Source organism: Mycobacterium sp. 1245801.1, assembly GCF_001673055.1.
In the GTDB taxonomy this organism is placed as follows: Bacteria; Actinomycetota; Actinomycetes; order Mycobacteriales; family Mycobacteriaceae; genus Mycobacterium; species Mycobacterium europaeum_A.
Map to the genome: position 1 here is coordinate 1 of NZ_LZKY01000188.1, position 8,261 is coordinate 8,261.

Consider the following 8,261-nt stretch of genomic DNA (forward strand, 5'->3'; position numbering starts at 1 on the left):
CGCCCTCGATCTCCTCGACACCGCCGGCATGCTGGCCGGCGTCCAGGGCGGCCTGCTCTTCGGCCATCGTCGCCTCGCCGGGCATGCCGGAGCGCAAGGCCGTCGCCCGCCGCCAGGCGCGGGTGCGTGAGATCCTGCACACCCTGCCGCAGAAGGCCCAAGCCGCGATCATCGACGACATGGAAGGCACCCACAAGTACCGCGCACACGAGGTCGGCGAGTAGGCAGCGACGTCCGGCGGTTCGCGATAACTCCGCGTAACACTCCCGGCCCGCCCTCTTGACGACGGGCCGTAAACGGGCCAGTCTGTTGGGCAGCATGTACCGGAATGGCCCAAGGGAAGTCGAGATCGCCAGCCAGCGCCGATGTCCCTGGACTGCTAACGCTGGGAAGTTGAGGAATGCGCGGTCCTGCGCTATTGTTGGACGTTGCGCTGGCTACCTCCTGCCCACCTCACCCGCCACCTGACACCGTGGTCTAAGCCTGAGCCCCCTTACGTGGCTTAGTTCTAGTTGCGCGTGAGATCCGGACAGTTCGTTCGCCGGCCGAACCGACACAATTCGCGGCGAGCTGGCCGGTGGTCCCGGCCTTCGTGAGTCGCACGAGGTGCTGGAAGGATGCATCTTGGCAGATTTCCGCCAGAGCAAGACGGATCGCCCACAAAGTTCCTCTAACGGAAGTTCCTCAAACGGCTCCGTGCCCGGAGCGCCCAACCGAGTTTCCTTCGCCAAGCTCCGCGAACCGCTCGAGGTTCCCGGCCTGCTTGACGTGCAGATCGACTCCTTCGAGTGGTTGATCGGCGCGCCGCGGTGGCGCGAGGCCGCCGCCGCCCGCGGCGACGTCACTCCGGTGGGCGGCCTGGAAGAGGTGCTCTACGAGCTCTCGCCGATCGAGGACTTTTCCGGCTCGATGTCGCTGTCGTTCTCCGACCCGCGTTTCGACGAGGTCAAGGCGCCGGTCGACGAGTGCAAAGACAAGGACATGACGTACGCGGCCCCGCTGTTCGTCACGGCCGAGTTCATCAACAACAACACCGGCGAGATCAAGAGCCAGACGGTGTTCATGGGTGACTTCCCGATGATGACCGAGAAGGGCACCTTCATCATCAACGGCACCGAGCGTGTCGTGGTCAGCCAGCTGGTCCGCTCGCCCGGTGTGTACTTCGACGAGACGATCGACAAGTCCACCGAGAAGCTGCTGCACAGCGTCAAGGTGATCCCCAGCCGGGGCGCCTGGCTGGAGTTCGACGTCGACAAGCGCGACACCGTCGGCGTGCGCATCGACCGCAAGCGCCGCCAGCCCGTCACCGTGCTGCTCAAGGCGCTGGGCTGGACCAACGAGCAGATCACCGAGCGGTTCGGCTTCTCCGAGATCATGATGTCGACGCTCGAGAAGGACAACACCGCCGGCACCGACGAGGCGCTGCTGGACATCTACCGCAAGCTGCGTCCGGGCGAGCCGCCGACCAAGGAGTCCGCGCAGACCCTGCTGGAGAACCTGTTCTTCAAGGAGAAGCGCTACGACCTGGCCCGCGTCGGCCGTTACAAGGTCAACAAGAAGCTCGGCCTGAACGTGGGCGAGCCGATCACGAGCTCGACGCTGACCGAGGAAGACGTCGTCGCCACCATCGAGTACCTGGTGCGCCTGCACCACGCCCGTACGGATGGCCAGCCCGCGGTCATGACTGTCCCCGGCGGCACCGAGGTGCCGGTGGAGACCGACGACATCGACCACTTCGGCAACCGGCGGTTGCGCACGGTCGGCGAGCTGATCCAGAACCAGATCCGGGTCGGCATGTCCCGGATGGAGCGCGTCGTGCGCGAGCGGATGACCACCCAGGACGTCGAGGCCATCACGCCGCAGACCCTGATCAACATCCGGCCGGTCGTCGCCGCGATCAAGGAGTTCTTCGGCACCAGCCAGTTGTCGCAGTTCATGGACCAGAACAACCCGCTGTCCGGGCTGACCCACAAGCGTCGTCTCTCGGCGCTGGGCCCCGGCGGTCTGTCCCGTGAGCGCGCCGGCCTGGAGGTCCGTGACGTCCACCCGTCGCACTACGGCCGCATGTGCCCGATCGAGACCCCGGAGGGTCCGAACATCGGTCTGATCGGCTCGCTGTCGGTGTACGCCCGGGTCAACCCGTTCGGCTTCATCGAGACGCCGTACCGCAAGGTGGTCGACGGTGTGGTCTCCGACGAGATCCACTACCTGACCGCTGACGAGGAGGACCGCCACGTCGTGGCGCAGGCCAACTCGCCGATCGACGACAAGGGCCGGTTCGAGGAGTCGCGCGTCCTGGTCCGCCGCAAGGCGGGCGAGGTCGAATACGTCCCGTCCTCCGAGGTGGACTACATGGACGTGTCGCCGCGCCAGATGGTGTCGGTGGCCACCGCCATGATCCCGTTCCTCGAGCACGACGACGCCAACCGCGCCCTGATGGGTGCCAACATGCAGCGCCAGGCGGTTCCGCTGGTGCGCAGCGAGGCGCCGCTGGTGGGCACCGGCATGGAGTTGCGCGCGGCGATCGACGCCGGCGACGTGGTGGTGGCCGACAAGGCCGGCGTGATCGAGGAGGTCTCCGCCGACTACATCACCGTGATGGCCGACGACGGCACCCGGCACACCTACCGGATGCGCAAGTTCGAGCGGTCCAACCACGGCACCTGCGCCAACCAGTCGCCGATCGTCGACGCCGGTGAGCGAGTGGAGGCCGGTCAGGTCATCGCCGACGGTCCGTGCACCGAGAACGGCGAGATGGCGCTCGGCAAGAACCTGCTCGTGGCGATCATGCCGTGGGAAGGCCACAACTACGAGGACGCGATCATCCTGTCCAACCGCCTGGTTGAGGAGGACGTGCTCACCTCGATCCACATCGAGGAGCACGAGATCGACGCCCGCGACACCAAGCTGGGCGCCGAGGAGATCACCCGGGACATCCCGAACGTCTCCGACGAGGTGCTGGCCGACCTGGACGAGCGCGGCATCGTGCGCATCGGTGCCGAGGTCCGCGACGGCGACATCCTGGTCGGCAAGGTCACCCCGAAGGGTGAGACCGAGCTGACCCCGGAGGAGCGGCTGCTGCGCGCGATCTTCGGCGAGAAGGCCCGCGAGGTCCGCGACACCTCACTGAAGGTGCCGCACGGCGAGTCCGGCAAGGTCATCGGCATCCGGGTGTTCTCCCGCGAGGACGACGACGAGCTGCCGGCCGGTGTCAACGAGCTGGTGCGCGTCTACGTGGCCCAGAAGCGCAAGATCTCCGACGGCGACAAGCTCGCCGGACGCCACGGCAACAAGGGCGTCATCGGCAAGATCCTGCCGCAGGAGGACATGCCGTTCCTGCCGGACGGCACGCCGGTCGACATCATCCTGAACACCCACGGTGTGCCGCGACGGATGAACATCGGCCAGATCTTGGAGACCCACCTCGGGTGGGTGGCCAAGTCCGGCTGGAACATCGAGGGCACGCCCGACTGGGCGGCGAACCTGCCGGAGGACCTGCGGCACGCGCAGCCGGACCAGATCGTGTCGACGCCGGTGTTCGACGGCGCCAAGGAGGAGGAGCTGCAGGGCATGCTGTCCTGCACGCTGCCCAACCGCGACGGCGAGGTCATGGTCGACGGCGACGGCAAGGCGGTGCTGTTCGACGGCCGCAGCGGCGAGCCGTTCCCGTACCCGGTGACCGTTGGCTACATGTACATCATGAAGCTGCACCACCTGGTGGACGACAAGATCCACGCCCGCTCCACCGGTCCGTACTCGATGATCACGCAGCAGCCGCTGGGTGGTAAGGCGCAGTTCGGTGGTCAGCGCTTCGGTGAGATGGAGTGCTGGGCCATGCAGGCCTACGGCGCGGCGTACACGCTGCAGGAGCTGTTGACCATCAAGTCCGACGACACCGTCGGCCGGGTCAAGGTGTACGAGGCGATCGTCAAGGGCGAGAACATCCCGGAGCCGGGTATCCCCGAGTCCTTCAAGGTGTTGCTCAAGGAGCTGCAGTCGCTCTGCCTCAACGTCGAGGTGCTCTCCTCCGACGGTGCGGCGATCGAGTTGCGCGAAGGCGAGGACGAAGACCTCGAGCGGGCAGCGGCGAACCTGGGAATCAACCTGTCCCGCAACGAATCCGCGTCCGTCGAGGATCTCGCCTAGCTTGACCCCACGCAAAGCGTTTTTTCAGTTACTAAACCCGCAAGGGGAAAGGGAGTTACGTGCTCGACGTCAACTTCTTCGATGAACTCCGTATCGGCCTGGCCACCGCGGAGGACATCAGGCAATGGTCTTACGGCGAGGTCAAGAAGCCGGAGACGATCAACTACCGCACGCTGAAGCCGGAGAAGGACGGCCTGTTCTGCGAGAAGATCTTCGGACCGACTCGCGACTGGGAGTGCTACTGCGGCAAGTACAAGCGGGTCCGGTTCAAGGGCATCATCTGTGAGCGCTGCGGCGTCGAGGTGACCCGCGCCAAGGTGCGTCGCGAGCGGATGGGTCACATCGAGCTGGCCGCTCCCGTCACGCACATCTGGTACTTCAAGGGCGTGCCGTCGCGGCTGGGGTACCTGCTCGACCTGGCGCCCAAGGATCTCGAGAAGATCATCTACTTCGCCGCCTACGTCATCACCTCGGTCGACGAGGAGATGCGCCACAACGAGCTCTCGACCCTCGAGGCCGAAATGCTGGTGGAGCGCAAGGCCATTGAGGATCAGCGCGACGCCGACCTGGAGGCCCGCGCCCAGAAGCTCGAGGCCGACCTGGCCGAGCTGGAGGCCGAGGGCGCGAAAGCCGACGCACGCCGCAAGGTTCGCGACGGCGGCGAGCGCGAGATGCGTCAGCTGCGCGACCGTGCTCAGCGCGAGCTGGACCGGCTCGAGGAGATCTGGACGACCTTCACCAAGCTGGCCCCAAAGCAGCTGATCGTCGACGAGAACCTCTACCGCGAGCTGATCGACCGCTTCGGTGAGTACTTCACCGGCGCCATGGGCGCGGAGTCGATCCAGAAGCTGATCGAGAACTTCGACATCGACGCCGAGGCCGAGATCCTGCGTGACGTCATCCGGAACGGCAAGGGGCAGAAGAAGCTTCGCGCCCTCAAGCGGCTCAAGGTGGTCGCCGCGTTCCAGCAGTCGGGCAACTCCCCGATGGGCATGGTGCTCGACGCCGTCCCGGTGATCCCGCCGGAGCTGCGCCCGATGGTGCAGCTCGACGGTGGCCGGTTCGCCACGTCGGACCTCAACGACCTGTACCGCCGGGTGATCAACCGGAACAACCGGCTCAAGAGGCTGATCGACCTCGGTGCCCCCGAGATCATCGTCAACAACGAGAAGCGGATGCTGCAGGAGTCGGTGGACGCGCTGTTCGACAACGGCCGCCGCGGCCGCCCGGTCACCGGGCCGGGTAACCGCCCGCTGAAGTCGCTGTCGGATCTGCTCAAGGGTAAGCAGGGCCGGTTCCGCCAGAACCTGCTCGGTAAGCGCGTCGACTACTCGGGCCGTTCGGTCATCGTGGTCGGCCCGCAGCTCAAGCTGCACCAGTGCGGTCTGCCCAAGCTGATGGCGCTGGAGCTGTTCAAGCCGTTCGTGATGAAGCGACTGGTCGACCTGAACCACGCGCAGAACATCAAGAGCGCCAAGCGCATGGTCGAGCGCCAGCGTCCCCAGGTGTGGGATGTCCTCGAAGAGGTCATCGCCGAGCACCCGGTGCTGCTGAACCGCGCGCCCACCCTGCACCGGCTGGGTATCCAGGCCTTCGAGCCGATGCTGGTGGAAGGCAAGGCAATTCAGCTGCACCCGCTGGTGTGTGAGGCGTTCAACGCGGACTTCGACGGTGACCAGATGGCGGTGCACCTGCCGCTGTCCGCCGAGGCGCAGGCCGAGGCACGCATCCTGATGCTGTCGAGTAACAACATCCTGTCGCCCGCGTCGGGCCGACCGCTGGCCATGCCGCGTCTGGACATGGTGACCGGTCTGTACTACCTGACCACCGAAGTCGACGGGGACAAGGGCGAATACCAGGCGGCCGCCAAGGATGAGCCCGAGGTCGGGGTGTACGCCTCGCCGGCCGAGGCGATCATGGCGTCGGACCGTGGCGTGCTGTCGGTGCGGGCCAAGATCAAGGTGCGGCTGACCCAGTTGCGTCCGCCGGCCGAGATCGAGGCCGAGCTGTTCGGCGCCAACGGCTGGCAGCCCGGCGATGCCTGGTTGGCCGAGACCACCCTGGGCCGGGTGCTGTTCAACGAGCTGCTGCCGGTGGGCTATCCGTTCGTGAACAAGCAGATGCACAAGAAGGTGCAGGCGTCGATCATCAACGATCTGGCCGAGCGCTACCCGATGATCGTGGTCGCGCAGACCGTGGACAAGCTCAAGGACGCCGGGTTCTACTGGGCGACCCGCAGCGGTGTCACGGTCTCGATGGCCGACGTGCTCGTCCCGCCGCGCAAGAAGGAAATTCTCGACCAGTACGAGGAGCGCGCCGAGAAGGTCGAAAAGCAGTTCCAGCGTGGTGCTTTGAACCACGACGAGCGCAACGAGGCGCTGGTGGAGATCTGGAAGGAAGCCACCGACGAGGTCGGTCAGGCGCTGCGGGAGCACTACCCGGCCGACAACCCGATCATCACGATCGTCGACTCGGGCGCCACGGGTAACTTCACCCAGACGCGAACGCTGGCCGGCATGAAGGGTCTGGTGACCAACCCGAAGGGTGAGTTCATCCCGCGTCCGGTCAAGTCCTCGTTCCGTGAGGGCCTGACCGTGCTGGAGTACTTCATCAACACCCACGGTGCTCGAAAGGGCTTGGCGGACACCGCGTTGCGTACCGCCGACTCCGGGTACCTGACGCGTCGTCTGGTGGACGTGAGCCAGGACGTCATCGTCCGCGAGCACGACTGCGAGACCGAGCGGGGCATCCTCGTCGAGCTGGCCGAGCGCCAGCCCGACGGCACCGTGATCCGTGACCCGTACATCGAAACCTCGGCGTACGCACGGACTTTGGGCGCCGACGCGGTCGACGAGGCCGGCAACGTCGTCGTTCCGCGTGGCGAGGACCTGGGTGACCCGGAGATCGACGCCCTGCTGGCCGCGGGCATCACGTCGGTCAAGGTGCGCTCGGTGCTGACGTGTACCACCGGAACCGGCGTGTGTGCCACCTGCTACGGGCGGTCCATGGCGACCGGCAAGCTGGTCGACATCGGTGAGGCCGTCGGTATCGTCGCGGCGCAATCCATCGGTGAGCCCGGTACCCAGCTGACCATGCGTACCTTCCACCAGGGTGGTGTCGGTGAGGACATCACCGGCGGTCTGCCCCGGGTGCAGGAGCTGTTCGAGGCGCGCATCCCGCGCGGCAAGGCGCCGATCGCCGACGTCACCGGGCGCGTCCGTCTCGAGGACGGTGAGCGCTTCTACAAGATCACCATCGTTCCCGACGACGGCAGCGAAGAGGTCGTGTACGACAAGCTGTCTAAGCGGCAGCGGCTGCGGGTGTTCAAGCACGAGGACGGTTCCGAGCGGGTGCTCTCCGACGGCGACCACGTCGAGGTGGGCCAGCAGCTGATGGAAGGCTCGGCCGACCCGCACGAGGTGCTGCGCGTGCAGGGCCCCCGCGAGGTGCAGATCCACCTGGTCCGTGAGGTCCAGGAGGTCTACCGCGCTCAGGGTGTGTCGATCCACGACAAGCACATCGAGGTGATCGTTCGCCAGATGCTGCGCCGCGTCACCATCATCGACTCGGGCTCGACGGAGTTCCTGCCCGGCTCGCTGATCGACCGTGCGGAATTCGAGGCGGAGAACCGCCGCGTGGTGGCCGAGGGCGGCGAGCCCGCGGCCGGGCGTCCGGTGCTGATGGGTATCACGAAGGCGTCGCTGGCCACCGACTCGTGGCTGTCCGCGGCGTCGTTCCAGGAGACCACGCGAGTGCTGACCGATGCGGCGATCAACTGCCGCAGCGACAAGCTCAACGGTCTGAAGGAGAACGTGATCATCGGAAAGCTGATCCCGGCCGGTACCGGTATCAACCGGTACCGCAACATCCAGGTGCAGCCGACCGAGGAGGCCCGGGCCGCCGCGTACACGATCCCGTCCTACGAGGATCAGTACTACAGCCCGGACTTCGGCCAGGCCACCGGTGCCGCGGTGCCGCTGGACGACTACGGCTACAGCGACTACCGCTAGTCGACAACGAAAAAAGCCCCGGGGTTCGCCCCGGGGCTTTTTCGTTGCGTCGCATTGCCGAACGTGGCCGTGCCGCACGTTCGACGTCCAGCGCGCGGCCAGCGC

At 66.3% G+C, this 8,261-nt stretch carries 2 protein-coding genes and 1 pseudogene; all 3 read left to right on the top strand.

What is annotated here, in order from left to right; all coding sequences use genetic code 11:
* Positions 1 to 224: pseudogene (locus tag A5622_RS28175) on the top strand (hypothetical protein); the annotation flags it as partial.
* 400 nt (positions 225 to 624) lie between these two features.
* Complete coding sequence (locus A5622_RS11835) at positions 625 to 4,146, top strand: DNA-directed RNA polymerase subunit beta (protein ID WP_156749086.1); 3,522 nt, start codon at positions 625 to 627, stop codon at positions 4,144 to 4,146.
* A gap of 59 nt (positions 4,147 to 4,205) precedes the next feature.
* Positions 4,206 to 8,156, top strand: a complete 3,951-nt coding sequence (locus tag A5622_RS11840; RefSeq protein WP_066878669.1) for a DNA-directed RNA polymerase subunit beta' — start codon at positions 4,206 to 4,208, stop codon at positions 8,154 to 8,156.
* Positions 8,157 to 8,261: the final 105 nt, after the last annotated feature.